Here is a 17,385-nt window from a genome sequence, read left to right on the forward strand (position 1 = left end):
TCAGTACCGCACCCTCGGGTCGATCAGGGCGTTGATGAAGTCGATGAGCATGCTGATCACGACCACGACCAGCGCGAAGAACGTCACCAGGCCCTGGACGGCGATGTAGTCGCGGCTGTTGATGTAGTTGATCAGCATGCTGCCGAGGCCGCTGAGGTTGAACGTCTTCTCGGTGAGGACCGCGCCGCCCAGCAGCATCGCGATCTGCAGCCCGAGGACGGTGACCACCGGCACCAGCGAGTTGCGGAAGGCGTGCTTGACGACGACGTCGCTCTCCTTGATGCCGCGCGCCCGGGCCGCCTCGACGTAGTCGCCCTGCAGGGTCTGGATCAGGTTGATCCGGATCATGCGGATGAAGACGCCGACGATCAGCAGCCCGAGCGTGATCCAGGGCAGCAGGTAGTGCTGGAAGATGTTCCACACCGCGTCCCACTGCCCGGAGATCAGCGCGTCCAGCAGCAGGATGTGCGTCTTGGTGGGGACGTTCAGCTGGACGAGGGTGTCCGCCTGCCCCGAACTCGGCAGCCAGCCCAGATGGCTGGAGAAGAGCAGCTGGGCGAGGAGCCCGAGGAAGAACACCGGCGTCGCGTAGGTGACGATCGCGAAGACCCGGGTGACGGTGTCCCCGGCGCTGTCGCGGTAGCGGCCGGCCAGCAGGCCGAGCGGCACGCCGAGCCCGAGGGCGACGACCACGGCGCCGACGGCGAGGGTGAGGGTGACGCCGCCGTTCTGCACGATGATCGAGCTGACGGAGCGCCCGTCGGAGATGGTGGTGCCGAAGTTGAGCGTCAGGACGCTGCGCAGATACTCCCAGAACTGCAGGATCAGCGGCTTGTCGAAGCCGGCCTGGTGGCGTTTCTGGGCCAGTTGGGCCGGTGTGAGGTGTCCGCCTTGTGCGGCGGAGATCGGGTCCCCCGGCGCGACCCTCATCAGTACGAAGACGAGGACGAGCAGGATGAGGACCATCGGGACTGCGAGGCCGATCCTGGTGAGGACGTACCGGCGCAGCGACCCTGACTGCTTGCTCATGTCAGACGGATCCTAGCTGTACAGCTGTGCGGGGCGTGCAGGATGTGCTTGGGGGTGCGTGAGGGGCGGGGGTGGCCCGCGGCGCACGACGGTCCGAACACGATAGCGGTTCGTTCCGGCGTGCGCCGACGGGGCGTCACTTCCCGGACCGGGACACCAGGTTGAAGCGGAAGAACTGCGGGTCGAGGGCCTGCTGCACCCCGGACACCGTGTTGTTGGCCACCGCGTTGAGGTTGCCCTGCCACAGCGGGACGATCGGCGCGTCGGCGGCGGTGAGCTTCTCCGCCGCGGTGAACGCCGCGTTGCGCTTGGCGACGTCGGTGGTGCCCTGCTCCACGCCGATCAGCTTCTGCACCGCCGGGTTGTTGTACCCGGTGTAGAGGAAGGTGTCCTTGGAGTAGAAGGGCGCGTAGTCGTTGTCGGCGTCCGGGAAGTCCGGGAACCAGCCGATCTCGTACGCGGGGTACTGCCCGGCCTTCTCGTCCTTCTGGTACTGGTTCCACTCGGTGGAGTGCAGGCTCACCTTGAACAGGCCGGAGGCGTTGAGCTGCCGCTGGATGAGGGTGAACTCGTCGACCGAGGTGGGCCCGTAGTGGGTCGGGGTGTACCAGAGCGCCAGCGGCACCGGCTTGGCGGCCGAGTAGCCGGCGGTCTTCAGCAGCGCGGTGGCCTTGGCCTTGCTCGGGGTCGCCCCGTAGAGCTGCTTGAACGGGTCGGTGTGGCCCTCGACGCCGATGCCGACCATGCCGTAGAGCGGCTTGACGGTGCCGTCCCAGACGTTGCTGGCGATGGCATTGCGGTCGATCAGCGAGGCGATCGCCTGGCGCACCGCCTTCTTGGCGGTCGGGCCCTTCTTGCTGTCCAGGACGAGGTAGCGCTTCTCGGTGCCGCGGCTGTTGTAGACCTTCAGCCCCTTGGCGCTCTCCTTCGACAGCGAGTTGATGTCGGTCGGCGAGAAGGTCCGGTAGGCGATGTCCGCCTTCTTCTGCTCGACGGCCTGGCGCATCGCGGAGGGCTCGGAGAAGTACTGGATGACGAACTGGGAGTTGGCGAGCTTCAGCGAGCCGCCGTAGTCCTTGTTCGGGGTGAACTGGGCGATCTGCTTGGGCGTGTAGCTCTTCACCTGGTACGGCCCGGAGCCGACGACCTTGGCGTCGGCGAGCAGCTTGTCGGCCGGGAACACCTTCGCGTCGACGAGCGCGCCGCCGCCGGTGGCGAGGCGCTGCGGGAAGGTGGCGTCCGGCGCGGCGAGGTGGAAGACCACCTGGGTGGGGCTGGGCGCGTCGGTGGACTTCAGGCCCTGGAAGATGCTGGCCGGGCCGTTCGGGTCATTGATCTTCGCGAGGCGGTCGAAGGTGAACTTGACGTCCTTGGACGTCAACGCATCGCCGTTGGAGAACTTCTGAGCGCTCTTCAGCGTGCAGGAGTAGGTGCTGGGGTTGGTGAACGCGCAGGACTTTGCGGCGTCCGGAACCGGCTTCGTCTGCCCGGCGGGAATGGTCAGCAGCGTCTGGTAGACGTTCAGGATGATTTCCCACGACCCGTGGTCGTAGGCGCCCGCCGGGTCGAGGGCGGTCACCGAGTCGGTGGTGCCGAGCACCACCCCGCCCTTGCCCCCCGAGGACCCCGACCCGGAGCCGCCCCCCGAACTGCTGCCGCACGCGGATATCGACGCCATGGCGAGCGCCGTCCCGGCTGCGGCGAGTGCCGTGATTGTTCTGCTGCGTGACATAGCAAGGTCCTTTTGGTCAGGCGGGCCCGGGCAGGATCGGGCGCATCGGGTCAGCGGGTAGCCAACACTCCGACACTGATCAGGACAGGACACTAGTGCGGACGCGGTGAAGCGCGGACAACGGCCGCATTCCACTGCCATTACGCGGAGATAACGTTGGGGAAGTCTTTACGTGGACTGTCCGTAAATGCCCGGGAGCTGACGCAGCGGCAGAGCGTGCGGACGCTGGTCTCGCACGCTCTGCCGATGGACCCCGTCAGGTCACCTTGCGTTGAAGTACTTTGCCTCGGGGTGGTGAATCACGATGGCATCCGTGGACTGCTCGGGATGCAGCTGGAACTCCTCCGACAGCGTCACCCCGATGCGCTCCGGACGCAGCAGTTCGGCAATCTTCGCACGGTCCTCGAGATTCGGACAGGCCCCGTATCCGAGCGAGAAGCGGGCGCCCCGATACTTCAGGTCGAACATGCCCTGCATGTCGTCCGGGTCCTCGCCGGAGACGCCCAGCTCGTTCCGCACCCGGGCGTGCCAGTACTCCGCCATCGCCTCGGCCAACTGCACCGAGAGTCCGTGGAGTTCGAGGTAGTCGCGGTAGTTGTTCGCCTCGAACAGCTCTGCGGTGGCACCGGAGATCTTCGGGCCGACGGTGACGGTCTGGAATCCGATCACATCGGTCTCTCCGGACTCCTCCGAGCGGAAGAAGTCGGCGAGGCACAGCCGGCGGCCGCGGCGCTGCCGGGGGAAGGTGAAGCGGGTGCGCTCGCTGCCGTCCTCGCCGAGCACGATGACGTCGTCGCCCTTGGAGACGCAGGGGTAGTAGCCGTAGACGACGGCGGCCTGCACCAGGTCGTCGGTGCGGATCCGGTCCAGCCAGGCGCGCAGCCGCGGCCGGCCCTCGGTCTCCACCAGCTCCTCGTAGCTCGGCCCGCCGCTGCGGGATGCCTTCAGGCCCCACTGGCCCATGAAGGTGGCCCGCTCGTCGAGCCAGGGCGCGTAGTCGGCGAGCTGGATGCCCGTCACCATCCGGTCGCCCCAGAACGGCGGCACCGGCACCGGGTTGTCGGTGGCGGTGTCCGAGCGGACGGCGCCCTCCTCCGGCTCGGGCTCGGCGACGGCGGCGGTGGCCCGCACCCGGCGCTGCTTCAGCTCCGGCAGGGTCGCGCCGGGCACGCCGCGCTTCACCGCCATCAGGGCGTCCATCAGGTGCAGGCCCTCGAAGGCGTCCCGGGCGTAGCGCACCTCGCCGCTGTACTGCTCGTGCAGGTCCTGCTCGACATAGGCGCGGGTGAGAGCGGCGCCGCCGAGGATGACGGGCCAGCGCTCGGCGACGCCGCGCTCGTTCATCTCCTGGAGGTTGTCCTTCATCACCACAGTGGACTTCACCAGCAGCCCGGACATCCCGATGACGTCGGCGTCGTGCTCGGCGGCGGCGTCCAGGATGGCGTTCACCGGCTGCTTGATGCCGATGTTGACGACCTCGTAGCCGTTGTTGGAGAGGATGATGTCGACGAGGTTCTTGCCGATGTCGTGGACGTCGCCCTTGACGGTGGCGAGCACGATGCGGCCCTTGCCGGCGTCGTCGGTCTTCTCCATGTGCGGTTCGAGGTAGGCGACGGCGGTCTTCATCACCTCGGCGGACTGCAGCACGAACGGCAGCTGCATCTGGCCGGAGCCGAAGAGCTCGCCGACCGTCTTCATGCCCTCCAGCAGCACCTCGTTGACGATCTGCAGGGCGGGGCGCTCGCCGAGCGCCTCGTCGAGGTCGGCCTCCAGGCCGTTGCGCTCGCCGTCGATGATGCGGCGCTGCAGCCGCTCCTCCAGCGGCAGGGCGGCCAGCTCCTCGGCGCGCCCGGCCTTCAGCGACTTGGTGGTGGCGCCCTCGAAGAGCTCCAGCACCTTCTGCAGCGGGTCGTAGCCCTCGGCGCGCTTGTCGTAGATGAGGTCGTAGGCGGCCTGGTACTGCTCGTCCGGGATCCGGGAGATCGGCAGGATCTTGGCGGCGTGCACGATCGCCGAGTCGAGGCCGGCCTTGACGCACTCGTCGAGGAAGACGGAGTTGAGGGCGACGCGGGCGGCCGGGTTGAGGCCGAAGGAGATGTTGGAGAGGCCCAGCGTGGTCTGCACGTCCGGGTGGCGGCGCTTCAGCTCCCGGATCGCCTCGATGGTGTTGACGCCGTCCTTGCGGGACTCCTCCTGCCCGGTGCAGATGGTGAAGGTGAGGCAGTCGATGAGGATGTCGCTCTCGCGGATGCCGTAGTTCTCGCCCAGGTCGGCGATGAGCCGCTCGGCGATCGCCACCTTGTGCTCCGGGGTGCGGGCCTGGCCCTCCTCGTCGATGGTGAGCGCCATCAGCGCGGCGCCGTGCTCGCGGGCGAGCGTGGCGACGCGGGCGAAGCGCGACTCGGGCCCGTCGCCGTCCTCGTAGTTGACGGAGTTGATGACGGCCCGGCCGCCGAGGTGCTCCAGGCCGGTGCGGATGACGTCCACCTCGGTGGAGTCCAGCACGATGGGCAGCGTGGAGGCGGTGGCCAGCCGGCCGGCCAGCTCGGCCATGTCGGCGGCGCCGTCCCGGCCGACGTAGTCGACGCACAGGTCGAGCAGGTGGGCGCCCTCGCGGATCTGCTCGCGGGCCAGCTCCACGCAGTCGTCCCAGCGGCCCTCCAGCATCGCCTCGCGGAACTTCTTGGAGCCGTTGGCGTTGGTGCGCTCGCCGATGGCCAGGTAGGAGGTGTCCTGCCGGAACGGCACCGACTGGTAGATGGAGGCGGCGGAGGCCTCCGGGCGCGGGGTGCGGGGCCGCACCTCCTTGTCGCGGACCTTCTCGACGATCTGCCGGGTGTGCTCGGGGGTGCTGCCGCAGCAGGAGCCGACCAGCGTGATGTCGTACTCGTCGGTGTAGCGGTCCTGGTAGGAGGCCATCTCCTCTGCGGTGAGCGGGAAGTAGGCGCCGTCCTTGCCGAGGATGGGCAGCCCGGCGTTGGGCATGCAGGAGATCCGGTTGCGGGAGTGCCGGTCGAGGTAGCGCAGGTGCTCGCTGTACTCGGCGGGCCCGGTCTCGCAGTTGAGGCCGATCATCTCGATGCCGAGCGGCTCCAGCGCGGTGAGCGCGGCGCCGATCTCGGAGCCGACCAGCATGGTGCCGGTGGTCTGGAAGGCCATCTGCGCCCAGACGGGCAGGTCGACGCCGGCCTTGCGCAGCGCGGCCTTGACGCCCAGGACGGCCGCCTTCATCTGCAGCAGGTCCTGGGCGGTCTCGACGAGGACGGCGTCCGCGCCGCCGGCGGCGAGGCCGGTGGCGGCGCGCTCGTAGTAGTCGCGGAGCAGCGCGTAGGGGGCGTGGCCGAGGGACGGCAGCTTGGTGCCGGGGCCGAGCGAGCCGATCACCCAGCGCGGCCGGTCGGCGGTGGCGTAGCCGTCGGCGACCTCGCGGGCGACCCGGGCGCCGGCCGCGGCGACCTCCTCGATCCGCTCGGCGATGCCGTACTCGTTGAGGCCGGACCAGTTCGCCGAGAAGGTGTTGGTCTCCACGGCGTCGGCGCCGGCCGCGAAGTAGGCGTCGTGCACCCCGCGGATGATGTCGGGGCGCGAGATGCTCAGGATGTCGTTGAGGCCCTCGTGGCCCTCGAAGTCGTCGAGCGAGGGGTCCTGCGCCTGGATCATGGTGCCCATGGCGCCGTCGGCGACGACGATCCGGGTGGAGAGCGCCTCGCGGAGCGCTGCGACGCGGGTTTCCTGGGCCCGGCGCTCGGCCGGCGTTGCGGACAGGTCAGACAAAGCAGACAAGGGAGCTCTCCTCCGGTGCGACGGCTGTCGGCTATGCGCGGACCGCGGGGGCGGCGCACGGGGTCCACACTAGCCACCGGGACTCGTGGACGGCTAAGTCGTATTGGTCGCCGGACACCCTGGAGACACCGAACGGGGTGGTCCCGGGCGGGCGCGCGGGCGCGTAGGCTCAAGGACGTACCAGCACCGAGAGACGTTGGGGAGCCGCCGCGTGATCGAGCTCGAAGGCATGCCCGAGCTGATCGATCCCGTCATGGTGTGCGCATTCGAGGGGTGGAACGACGCCGCGGACTCGGCGACGGCCGCGGTCTCGCATCTCGAGCGCGAATGGGACGCCAAGGTGTTCGCCGCACTCGACGGCGAGGAGTACTACGACTTCCAGGTGAACCGCCCCACGGTGTGGATGGACGGCGACACGCGGAAGATCACCTGGCCGACGACCCGGCTCTCGCTGGTGCGGCTCACCGAGCCGAAGCCGCGGGACGTGGTCCTGGTCCGCGGCATCGAGCCGAGCATGCGGTGGCGGGCCTTCTGCAACGAGCTGCTGGGGCTCGCCCACGAGCTGGGTGTCGAGCTCGTCGTCCAGCTGGGCGCGCTGCTGGGTGACACCCCGCACACCCGTCCGGTGCCGGTGTCGGGGACGACGTCCGACGAGGGGCTGGCCCGCGAGCTCAACGTCGAGGAGAGCCGCTACGAGGGGCCGACGGGGATCGTCGGCGTCCTCCAGGAGGCGTGCGCGCACGCCGGCATGCCGGCGGTGACGTTCTGGGCGGCGGTGCCGCACTACGTCTCCCAGCCGCCGAACCCCAAGGCGACGCTGGGGCTGCTCGGCCGGCTGGAGGACCTGCTGGAGGTGCGGCTGCCGCTGGGTGATCTCGCGGAGGACGCGCGGGCCTGGCAGACGGGGGTCGACCAGCTCGCCGCGGAGGACAGCGAGGTGGCCGAGTACGTCCGCACGCTGGAGCAGGCCCGGGACACGGAGGAACTCCCCGAGGCGAGTGGCGAGGCCATCGCCAAGGAGTTCGAGAAGTACCTCCGCCGCCGCAACGAGGACTGACGTCCTCACGTTCACGAGGACGCAACCACCGGGTGGGGTGCCGGGGCACAGGGGCGGCGAACAGCGCGCCGCGGCGACAGGTCCGCCGCCCTGAACCCGCTCCCCCCACCCGGCTGCCGCGCAGGCTAGGCGGGGACGACGCCGTCCTCGTAGGCGGACCACAGGTCGGCGTAGACGCCGCCCGCGTCGACCAGGTCGGCGTGGCGGCCCTCCTCGACGAGGCGGCCGCCGTCCATCACCAGGATGCGGTCCGCCCGCGCCGCCGTCGTCAGGCGGTGCGCGATGACGATGGTGGTCGGCGACTCCGACACCGCGTCGACCGCCCGCCCCACCGCCGCCTCCGTCGCCAGGTCCAGCGCCGCCGTCGCCTCGTCCAGCAGCAGCAGGTCCGGACGGACCAGCCGGGCCCGGGCCAGCGCGATCAGCTGCCGCTGACCCGCCGACAGGTTCCGCCCCCGCTCGGCGAGCCGGTGCCCGAACCCGCCGTCCAGGCCGGTGATCATGCGGTCCGCGCCGACCTCGGCCGCCGCCGCCCGCACCTCCGCCTCGCTCGCGTCCGGGCGGCCGTAGGCGATCGCCTCCCGCACCGTCGCCCCGAACAGGTGCGCCTCCTGCGGCACCAGGCCGATCCGCCGCCGGTAGGCGACCCCGTCCAGCCGCCGCAGGTCGACCGAGTCCACCTCCACCGAGCCGGACGTCGGCAGGTACATCCGCGCCACCAGCTTCAGCAGCGTCGACTTCCCCGCCCCGGTCTCGCCGACCACGGCGACCGTCTCCCCCGCGCCGATCCGCGCGCTCACCCCGTCCAGCGCCCGCTTCTCGCCGCCCGCGTACGCGTAGTGCAGATCGCGCAGCACCACCTCGCCGCGCATCCGCCCGCCCGCGCCGAACAGCGGCAGCGCCGCCGGGCGCTGCGGCTCCGTCAGGCTGGGCCGCTCGCGCAGCAGCTCCCGGCAGCGGCCCAGCGCGACCCGGGCCCGCTGGTAGCTGTCCAGCATCTGCGAGGCGTTCCGGATCGGCCCGAAGACCAGCCCGACGTAGAGCAGGAACGCCACCACCGTGCCGGTGGAGGCCGTCCCGCTCGCCACCCGCCAGGCGCCGACCCCCAGGATCAGCGCCGTCGTCGTGTCGGAGAGGAACTCCACCGCCGAGAAGAACCAGGTCAGATACCACTGCGAGCGCATCTGCAGGGTGCGCTGCTGCTCCGCGAGCCCCGCGAAGCGCGCCGCGCTCACCCGCTGCCGGCCGAACGCCTGGGTGGCCCGCACCCCGTTGATGGTCTCCTGGAAGCCGGAGTTGACCCGGCCCAGCTGGGTGCGCACCTTGTCGTACTGCCGCTTGGAGATCCGCGCGTACCACCAGCACGCCCCCGCCAGCACCGGCAGCACCACCAGCACGGCCAGCGAGAGCCAGACGTCCAGGGAGAACATCAGAGCCAGCACGCCGAGGAAGAGCATCACGCTGACCGCCGAGTCCAGCAGCGCGTTCTGCAGGAAGTCGCCGATCGCGGCGATGTCGTTGACCATCCGGGTGACGGCCTTGCCGCCCGACTCCCGCTCGAAGTAGTCCAGGCCGAGCCGCTGCAGATGGGCGAACATCTTCATCCGCAGCTCGTAGAGGACCTGCTCGCCGGTGCGGGCGATCGCCTTGATCTCGCCGGCGAACACCACCCAGTTGGCGAGGGTGGTGGCGAGCAGCCCGAAGGAGACCGCGACCAGCGCCGTGACGCTGTGCTTCCGCATGCCCAGGTCGACGGCGAGGCTCACCAGCCGGGGGGCGAGCATCAGCAGCGCGGTGTCGGCCATCAGCAGCAGCGCGATGCCGAGCAGCCGCAGCCGGTAGGGCCGCACCATCCGGCGCAGCGTGAAGTCCGGGTCGGCGGCGCGGGCCCGCTCCTCGTCGACGCCGGGCTCGCGCGCCGGGACGACGGACTCCTCCGCGGCGTCCGGCTCCGCGGCGGCGCCGGACGCCTCCTCCCGCGGCGCGGGGACCTCGACCGGGACCTCCGCCGACTCCGGCCCGTCGTCCGCCAGCTCGCCGTGCACCAGCTCCCGGTAGCGCGCCGAACGGGCGGTCAGCTCCTCGTGGGTGCCGATGTCCAGCAGCCGGCCGCCCTCCAGCACGGCGATCCGGTCGGCGAGGTGCAGGGTGGAGGTGCGGTGCGCGATCAGCAGCACCGTGCGGCCCTCCAGCCGGTCCCGCAGCGTGGCGTGGATCTCCGCCTCCACCTTCGGGTCGACGGCGGAGGTGGCGTCGTCCAGGATCAGCAGCCGGGGGTCGACCAGCAGCGCCCGGGCCAGCGCGATGCGCTGCCGCTGCCCGCCGGAGAGCGTCATGCCCTGCTCGCCCAGGACGGTGCCGTAGCCGTCCGGCAGGGCCCGGACGAAGCCGTCCGCGGCGGCGGCCCGGGCGGCGGCCTCCACCTCGGCGTCGCCGGCGTCCGGGCGGCCGAAGCGGATGTTGTCGCGCACCGACTCGGAGAAGAGCAGGCTCTCCTCGAAGACCATGCCGATCGAGGCGCGCAGCGAGTCCAGCGTCAGCTCGCGCAGGTCCATCGGCGCCGCGCCGCCGGCGGTGAGCCGGACGGCGCCCTCGTCGGGGTCGTAGAGGCGGGGCAGCAGCGCGGCCGCGGTCGACTTGCCGGAGCCCGAGGCGCCGACCAGGGCGACCGTCTCGCCGGGCGCGATCGCCAGGTCCAGGCCGTCCAGCGCGGGCGCGCCGCCCGGCTCGTGGGCGAACCGCACCCCGGCGAACTCCACGGCCAGCGGCCCGTCCGGCAGCGGGCGGGCGCCGTCCGCCTCCGTCACCTCGGGCTCGGCGTCGGCCAGTTCGAAGATCCGGACGAGGCCGGAGCGGGCCTCCTGGGCCTGGCCGACCATGCCGGAGAGCATCCGGACCGGTCCCAGCAGGTTGTTGTGGTACGAGGTGAAGGCGACGAAGGTGCCCAGCGTGACGCTGCCGCGCAGCACCAGCCAGCCGCCGAGCAGCACCGACCCGAACCGGGCGGTGCCGGGCACCAGTTCGCCCAGCAGCCCGGCGTAGCGGGCGGCGAGGAAGCGCCGGTACACCCGGGCGGCGTAGAGCCGCCGGGCGAGGCCGGAGTAGCGGTCGGTCTCGGCCTGCTCCTGGGCGAAGCCCTTGACCACCCGGACACCCGTGATGTTGCCCTCGACCGCCTCCGAGGCGTCGCCGGTGCGCTCCTGGACGGCCTTGTCGGCGGGGTAGATGCGGTTCTTGGAGCGCCGGGCGAGGATCACCATCGGCGGGACCGCGAGCAGGGTGATGCAGGCCAGCAGCGGCGAGAGGGCGAGCATCACGCCGAGGGCGAGCAGCATGGTGAGGAAGTTCTGGGCGAGCAGCGGCAGCATGCCGGTGAGGTCCTTGACCACCGTCACATCGTTGACGGCCCGGCTCAGCACGTCCCCGGAGCGGACCTCGTCCAGCCGCCGGCCGTCGATCCGCTGGATGGCGCGGTGCAGCAGGGTGCGCAGGTCCCGCTCCACGCCCCACTGGACGTGCCCGGCCCACCAGCGCCGCACCCAGGAGGCGCCGAACTGGGCGGCGGCGAGGCCGACCAGCAGCACCAGCCAGGGGACGGCCGACTCGCGGGCGGCGCCGTGCGCGTCGATCACCCGGTCGACCAGCTGGCGGGTCACCAGCGGCACCGTCACCGTCAGCCCGACCCCGGCCGCCGCCCCGACGCAGGCCAGCACCACGGCCCGCGGCCGCGCCCAGCAGAGTCCGGCGAACCGCCGCAGCCAGTCGGAGGACCGCTCCGGTTTCTTCTTGACCTTGTTCTTCGCGCCCATCCCGCCGCCCGCCTTCCGCCGTCGCAGCCCCGTTGCCGCCAAACCGCTCGACCTTTGCAACCCGAGCCCCGCGGGGCAACCGGTTATTTCGCATAATCGGTGGTCGCCCGGCCGCCCGGCCCCGTACCGTCGGGGCCGTGGCGAAGCTGAACCAGATCATCGCGGTGGAGAAGGGCGTGAAGGCGTCGTCCTTCCGGGAGTTGACGGACGCGCACCACGCGCTCCAGAAGCCGGCGCTGCTGGCCGGATTGTCGCGCACCTACCAGCCCAAGGACGAGGACGGCGAGGAGCTGCCGGCCGAGTCGACGCGGGTGCAGGTGCGCGCCGAGGAGGTGCTCAAGGAGACGGCGGCGGTGCTCACCCGGCTCTTCGACGTCACCGCGACCAAGGACTGGGCCAACCGCGAGGCGGTGGCCGACGTGGTGGTGGACGGCGCCCCGCTGCTGCGCGACGTGCCCGTCTCCTATCTGCTCTTCCTGGAGAAGCAGCTGACGGACCTGCACACCTTCGTCCGCAAGCTACCGGTGCTGGACGCCGCGGAGGCCTGGACGCAGGACCCGTCCTCGGACGCCTTCCGCACCGAGCCGGTCCGCACGGTGCGCACCAGGAAGGTGCCCCGCAACCATGTGAAGGCGGAGGCGACGGAGCATCACCCCGCCCAGGTAGAGATGTACTTCGAGGACGTCCCGGTGGGCACCTGGACGACGGTGAAGTTCTCCGGAGCGCTGCCGGCCCGCCGCGTCAACGAGCTGACGGACCGGGTGGAGCGTCTCCAGGAGGCGGTGAAGTTCGCCCGCGAGGAGGCCAACTCCCGCGACGTGGAGGACCGCCACACCGGACGCCCCCTCTTCGAGTGGCTGCTGCGGTAGCCTCGCAGACGTCCCTGCCGACAGAACACCGGCGGGGGCAGCGCATGGAGCGCAAGCTGAAACTGAAGCTCGTCCTGATCCCGGCGGTCAAGTGGAGGTTCGAATCCTCCTCCCCGCATCTCGCGCGGGGGTGGCCCAACTCGGCAGAGGCAGCCGCCGTCCTCGTCAGACTCTTGCTCCAGACTCAGTATTCGCCGCTCATCGCCGGATCGTCCGGGCGCTGACGATCGGGACCCGAGATGCCGGTCCGACTCCGGCCCCCACCTCCAACGCGGTGGGGTAGTGCAACGGGAGCACGCGGGTCATGAAACTGATCGGCGCCCTTAAATGTGCCGGCGTGTGCAAGTGAGCGGCACCCCGGGCCCGGGGGCCGGATACAGCCCCCGGGTCCTCCTCGTTCCGCTGAGCGAGGGCTCAGAGCGCGACGCCCAGCAGGGCGTCCGCGGTGCGCGAGACGACGCCCGGGGCGCCCTCCTCGCTGCCGCCCTCGCTCTCCTGGCGCTCGGCCCAGGCGTCGATCGCGGCGAGCGCGGTCGGCGCGTCCAGGTCGTTCGCGAGCGCCTCGCGGACGGCGGCCAGCGTGGCGTCCGCGGAGGGGCCGTCCGGACGGGAGACGGCGGCGCGCCAGCGGGCCAGCCGCTGCTCGGCGGCGGCCAGCAGGTCGTCGGTCCAGAACCAGTCGGCGCGGTAGTGGTTGGCGAGCAGCGCGAGCCGGATCGCGGCCGGGTCGGTGCCGCCCTTGCGCAGCTCGCTCACCTTGACGAGGTTGCCGAGCGACTTGGACATCTTCTCGCCGTCCAGCCCGACCATCCCGGCATGCGCGTAGAGCTTGGCGTAGGGGGTGGTGCCCTGCTCGGCGTGGGCGTGCGAGGCGCCCAGTTCGTGGTGCGGGAAGGCCAGGTCGCTGCCGCCGCCCTGCACGTCGAAGCCCATCCCCAGGTACTTCAGCGCGATGGCGACGCACTCGATGTGCCAGCCGGGGCGGCCGGCGCCGAACGGCGACTCCCAGGACGGCTCGCCGGGGCGGGCGGCCATCCACAGGCGGGCGTCGAGCGGGTTCTTCTTGCCTGGCCGCTCGGGGTCGCCGCCGCGCTCGGCGGAGAGCGCGAGCATCTCGGCGACGGGCAGGTGGGCGACCTCGCCGAAGTGGCGGTCGGCGTCCACCGAGAAGTAGACGTCGCCCTCCAGGTCGTAGGCGGCACCGTTGTCGAGCAGGTGCTGGATCACCGGGATGATCAGCGGGATGGCCTCGACGGCGCCGATGTAGTGCTCGGGGGCGAGCATCCGAAGGGCCGTCATGTCGTCCCGGAACAGCTGGGTTTCGCGCTCGGCGAGGTGGACCCAGTCCTCGCCGGTCTGCTCGGCGCGCTCCAGCAGCGGGTCGTCGACATCGGTGACGTTCTGGACGTAGCGGACGCGGTGGCCGGCGTCCCGCCAGACCCGCTGCACCAGGTCGAAGGCGTTGTAGGTGGCGGCGTGCCCCATGTGGGTGGCGTCGTAGGGGGTGATGCCGCACACGTAGAGGCCGGCAACGGGGCCCGGCCGAGTGGGCCTGACCTCCCCGGACGACGTGTCGAAGAGGCGGAGGGGGGCGCCCTGTCCGGGCAGCGCGGGAACCTCGGGAGCGGGCCAGGCATACATGACTACGAGAGTAACCGGATCATCCCCTCCTCCCCAGACGGCCCCCGGCGGGCGCCGCCTTGGACGGCGCAGCCGTCCGGGTGGGGTGCCGGGGTTCAGGGCGGCGAACCGTGCACCGCCGCAACCGCGACGCTAAATGGGCGGCCAGGGAATCGACGGCCACTCCCCCGAGGGCTCCGGATGCACCCCCGTGTCCAGCAGCCGCGCCACTCGCCCGCGGAACGCCGCCACCTCCTCGGCGGCGAGCAGCTCCCCCAGCCGCCCCGCCAGCTCCCCGTCCGCCGTCAGCCGCCGCAGCACCGCCACGTGCTCGTCCGCCAGCGGCCGTCCCGCCCATCCCCACAGCAGCGTCCGCAGCTTGTCCTCCACCGCGAACGTCACCCCGTGGTCGACCGCGAACAGCCGGCCGCCCGCCCCCTGCAGCAGATGGCCGCCCTTGCGGTCCGCGTTGTTGATCACCGCGTCCAGCACCGCCAGCCGCCGCAGCCGCGGATCGTCCGCATGCAGCAGCCACCCGGGCTTGCCGTCCCCCAGGTCGGCCGGGGCCACCGGGAGCCAGCCCGCCTCGATCCCCGCCGGATCCTCCCCCTCGTAGAGGGCGAGCAGCCGGGTGCCCTCGGCCGGCTCCGCCGCGCCGTCGGGCGACTCCGGCCCTTCCGGCTCCCCGGGCTCGTCGATCCAGAGCTGGACCATCCCCTCGCCGTACGGCCCCTCCTCGCGCAGCACGGTGGGCGGCACCAGCCCCCACCCCGTCGCCTCGGAGACCACCCGCGCCGCCGTCTCGCGCCGCGCCAGCGTCCCGTCCGGGAAGTCCCACAGCGGCCGCTCCCCCGCGACCGGCTTGTACACGGCGTGCGCCGAGCGGCCCTCGTGCTCCACCGCGCAGTACAGCGTCGCGTTGGACGCGTCGCGCAGCCGGCCCTCCACGGTCAGCCGGCCGTGGCGCAGCAGCTCCAGCGCGGCGGCCCCGTCCTCGATCTCCTCGGTCTTCAGCGGCGGTATCCGTTCTGGCGCGGGCACACATGTCCTTCCGGGTCGAGCGGCAGGCTGCAGAACGGGCAGGACGGCCGCCCGGAGGCGACCAGCTCCAGCGCCCGCTTGGCGAAGACGCGGGCCATCGCCCCGCTGAGGCGGACCCGCAGCAGCGGCGGGCCGTTCTCGTCGTCCTCCAGCAGCTGCTCCTCGGTGGTGGCCGGATCGTCGTCGTCCTCGTCGATCTCCACCATGGCCTGCGCCTCGACCAGCACCCGCTCCTCGCTGGAGTCCCAGGCCAGGGCCATGGTGCCGACTCGGAACTCCTCGTCCACGGGCTGGTCCAGGGGCGCGGTGTCGAGCAGCTCGGAGGGGGCGACGGCCGGGACGGACGCGGTGCCGCCGCTGCGGCGCAGCACCTCGTCGAGGAGCGTGTCGATGCGCTCGGCGAGCGCCTCGACCTGCTGCTTCTCAAGGGCGACGCTGGTGACCCGCCCACGGCTGCTGGCCTGGAGGTAGAACACGCGGTGGCCGGGCTCTCCGATGGTGCCGGCGATGAACCGCTCGGGTGGGTCGTAGTAGTAGACCTGGCGAGGCACGCGCTGCTCCGATGTCCCGTGGTGGATGTCTCTCGCTTCCTCGGCTCACCCTACTGAGTGGCTACGGGGTGCTGCCGGTGGCGCCGCCCACCACGGCGTCCTCGGGTCCCTTCGCGGCGGAGGCCGGCGGCGACGGCGGGATGAGCCCGCGGAGGTCGCCGAGGTCGGAGAGGCGCAGCAGGAAGGGGCGCAGCGCGGAGTAGCGGATGGCGGTGAGCGAGCCGGGCTCGACGCCGATCCGCTGGAAGAGGTCGAGGTGCAGGCCGAGCGCGTCGGCGACGATCGCCTTGATGACGTCGCCGTGCGAGCAGACCAGGTAGACGGCCTCGGGGCCGTGCTCGGCGGCGATCCGGGCGTTCCAGTCGCGGACGGCGTCCACGGCGCGCTGCTGCATGCCGCGCATCGACTCGCCGTCGGGGCCGGGGAAGACGGCGGCGGAGGGGTGCTGCTGGACGGTGTCCCACAGCTGCTCCTTGGCGAGGTCGCGCAGGTCGCGGCCGGTCCAGTCGCCGTAGTGGCACTCGCCGACGCGCTCGTCGGTGTGCGGGGCGAGGCCGGTGGCGGCGGCGAGCGGGGCGACGGTCTGCCGGCAGCGGTCGAGGGGGCTGGTGACGAGGGCGCTCAGGGGCAGGCCCGCGTCGGTGACGCGGGCGGCGAGCGCGTCGGCCTGGGCGCGGCCGCGGTCGTCCAGCGAGACGCCCGGCGTCCAACCGGCGAGCGTCCCTGAGGAGTTGGCGGTAGAACGTCCGTGTCGTACGAGGAGGACGGTGGGCATACCGTCCAGGTTACGGGCTCGGTACGGGTACCGGGCGGGCTCGGCCCGCCGCTACGCCGCGCCGAAGCCCGCGTCCGGGTACGACACCGACGGCGCGGAGACATCGTCCAGCGCCCGCCGGATCTCCTCGGGCAGCACCAGGCGCTCCGCGTCCAGCGCCGACTCCAGCTGGCGCGCCGTGCGGGCCCCGACCAGGGGCGCGACCACCCCGGGGCGGTCGCGGACCCAGGCGAGGGCCACCTGGAGGGGGGTCGTCGCCAGGCCGTCCGCCGCCGTCGCGACCGCGTCCACGATGCCGCGGGACTCCTCGTCGAGGTACTGCTCGACGAACGGCGCCAGGTCGCCGTCCAGACGCGACCCCTCCGGCACCGTGCTGCGGTACTTGCCGGTGAGCACCCCGCGCCCCAGCGGCGACGCCGCGAGCAGCCCGACCCCCAGGTCGAGCGCCGCGGGCAGCAGCTCGCGCTCTATGCCGCGCTCCAGCAGCGAGTACTCCATCTGGCAGGTGGCCAGCCGCACCCGGCCCGGGCCGGCGAGCTGCCAGGTCGCCGCCTTGGCCAGCTGCCAGCCGGAGAAGCCGCAGATCCCCACGTAGCGCGCCCGTCCCGAGGAGACCGCGGTGTCGAGCGCCTGGAGCGTCTCCTCCAGCGGCGTCTCCGGGTCCCAGGCGTGCACCTGCCACAGGTCGACGTAGTCCGTGCCGAGGCGGTCCAGCGACGCGTCCAGCGCGGCGAGCAGATGGCGCCGGGAGGTGTCGAAGCGCCGGTCGCCGCCGCTGCCGTAGCCCGCCTTGGTGGCGACGACCAGCTCGGAGCGCGGCACCAGGTCGGCCATCAGCCGTCCCAGCAGGTGCTCGGCGCCGCCGTCGGCGTACACGTCGGCGGTGTCGACCAGCGTGCCGCCCGCGTCCGCGAAGAGCTTGAGCTGGTCGGCGGCCTCCTGCTCTCCGGTGCCACGCCCCCAGGTCATGGTCCCCAGCCCGAGGCGGGACACGCGCAACCCGGTGCGCCCGAGGTGTCGCTGCTCCATGGGGGGTGAGCGTATCGGTGGAGGGGCCCGGTACCAACAACCGTGCGACCCGCGGGGCGTTGGCGTGCCGCCGCGCAGCGGCTACGCTCG

At 72.0% G+C, this 17,385-nt stretch carries 10 protein-coding genes, 1 tRNA gene and 1 pseudogene; 3 read left to right on the forward strand and 9 right to left on the reverse strand.

The window, feature by feature from the left end; translation table 11 throughout:
- From BIV57_RS06035 to metH, 3 genes are all read right to left on the reverse strand, one after another.
- On the reverse strand, positions 1-1,029 hold the full coding sequence (locus BIV57_RS06035) for an ABC transporter permease (protein ID WP_071655612.1): 1,029 nt from the start codon (positions 1,027-1,029) through the stop codon (positions 1-3).
- A 136-nt stretch (positions 1,030-1,165) separates the two neighbouring features.
- Complete coding sequence (locus tag BIV57_RS06040; RefSeq protein WP_071655613.1) at positions 1,166-2,761, reverse strand: ABC transporter substrate-binding protein; 1,596 nt, start codon at positions 2,759-2,761, stop codon at positions 1,166-1,168.
- Between the two features lie 261 nt (positions 2,762-3,022).
- A complete protein-coding gene (metH, locus tag BIV57_RS06045; RefSeq protein WP_071655614.1) occupies positions 3,023-6,535 on the reverse strand; it encodes a methionine synthase in 3,513 nt (1,170 codons plus the stop codon).
- Positions 6,536-6,755: 220 nt separating this feature from the next.
- Here metH and BIV57_RS06050 point away from each other — a divergent pair.
- A pseudogene (locus tag BIV57_RS06050) lies at positions 6,756-7,592 on the forward strand (PAC2 family protein); the annotation flags it as partial.
- A 134-nt stretch (positions 7,593-7,726) separates the two neighbouring features.
- Here the strand turns inward: BIV57_RS06050 and BIV57_RS06055 are convergent.
- Positions 7,727-11,410, reverse strand: a complete 3,684-nt coding sequence (locus tag BIV57_RS06055) for an ABC transporter ATP-binding protein (protein WP_071655615.1) — start codon at positions 11,408-11,410, stop codon at positions 7,727-7,729.
- Positions 11,411-11,547: 137 nt separating this feature from the next.
- Here BIV57_RS06055 and BIV57_RS06060 point away from each other — a divergent pair, with 137 nt between their 5' ends.
- Positions 11,548-12,279 carry a DUF7873 family protein gene (locus BIV57_RS06060; RefSeq protein WP_071655616.1) on the forward strand — a complete coding sequence of 244 codons (732 nt, stop codon included), beginning with the start codon at positions 11,548-11,550 and terminating at the stop codon, positions 12,277-12,279.
- A 31-nt stretch (positions 12,280-12,310) separates the two neighbouring features.
- Positions 12,311-12,397: transfer RNA gene (locus BIV57_RS24940), tRNA-OTHER, on the forward strand.
- Positions 12,398-12,693: 296 nt separating this feature from the next.
- Here BIV57_RS24940 and mshC read toward each other — a convergent pair.
- From mshC to BIV57_RS06090, 5 genes are all read right to left on the reverse strand, one after another.
- On the reverse strand, positions 12,694-13,920 hold the full coding sequence (gene mshC, locus BIV57_RS06070; RefSeq protein WP_071655618.1) for a cysteine--1-D-myo-inosityl 2-amino-2-deoxy-alpha-D-glucopyranoside ligase: 1,227 nt from the start codon (positions 13,918-13,920) through the stop codon (positions 12,694-12,696).
- Between the two features lie 132 nt (positions 13,921-14,052).
- On the reverse strand, positions 14,053-14,940 hold the full coding sequence (locus tag BIV57_RS06075) for an SCO1664 family protein (protein ID WP_079170051.1): 888 nt from the start codon (positions 14,938-14,940) through the stop codon (positions 14,053-14,055).
- Positions 14,910-15,491 carry a DUF3090 domain-containing protein gene (locus BIV57_RS06080; RefSeq protein ID WP_071655619.1) on the reverse strand — a complete coding sequence of 194 codons (582 nt, stop codon included), beginning with the start codon at positions 15,489-15,491 and terminating at the stop codon, positions 14,910-14,912. Before BIV57_RS06080 ends, BIV57_RS06075 begins: the two co-directional genes overlap by 31 nt.
- Before the next feature lie 61 nt (positions 15,492-15,552).
- Positions 15,553-16,266 (reverse strand): histidine phosphatase family protein, encoded by a 714-nt coding sequence (locus BIV57_RS06085; protein ID WP_071655620.1) that lies wholly within the window; start codon positions 16,264-16,266, stop codon positions 15,553-15,555.
- A 51-nt stretch (positions 16,267-16,317) separates the two neighbouring features.
- Positions 16,318-17,295: an aldo/keto reductase gene (locus tag BIV57_RS06090; RefSeq protein WP_071655621.1), complete on the reverse strand. Its 978-nt coding sequence runs from the start codon at positions 17,293-17,295 to the stop codon at positions 16,318-16,320.
- Between the last annotated feature and the right edge of the window lie 90 nt (positions 17,296-17,385).

Source organism: Mangrovactinospora gilvigrisea (genome assembly GCF_001879105.1).
Lineage (GTDB): Bacteria > Actinomycetota > Actinomycetes > Streptomycetales > Streptomycetaceae > Mangrovactinospora > Mangrovactinospora gilvigrisea.